Origin of the sequence: Streptomyces griseicoloratus (genome assembly GCF_014534645.1) — a bacterium.
In the GTDB taxonomy this organism is placed as follows: domain Bacteria; phylum Actinomycetota; class Actinomycetes; order Streptomycetales; family Streptomycetaceae; genus Streptomyces; species Streptomyces griseicoloratus.
The window spans coordinates 1-251 of the sequence record NZ_JACVQF010000044.1 but is presented as its reverse complement, the minus strand read 5'-3'; the positions used below and the strand labels follow the sequence as shown (position 1 = coordinate 251).

General features: G+C 70.5%; 1 protein-coding gene. It reads right to left on the bottom strand.

Features of this window, described 5'->3' with window-relative positions:
• Positions 1-251 (bottom strand): ACP S-malonyltransferase (locus H0H10_RS01610; protein WP_188178965.1); only part of this gene is annotated, 251 nt, incomplete at both ends.

The window sequence follows — 251 nt, the reverse complement described above, 5'->3', positions numbered from 1 at the left end:
GGCTCGTGGTAGGTGAGTTCGGCGGCGGTGCGCTGGAACTCGTCGAGCATGGGGTCCATGTGGGCGGAGTGGAAGGCGTGCGAGACCGTCAGCCGCTTGGTCTTGCGGTCGAGCCGCCGGAAGTGCGCCGCAACGTCGGAGGCCGCCGCCTCGTCGCCCGAGACGACCACGGACGTGGGCCCGTTGACGGCGGCGATGGACAGGCAGTCGCCGACGTCCTTGAGCAGGGGCAGGACCTCCTCTTCGGTGGC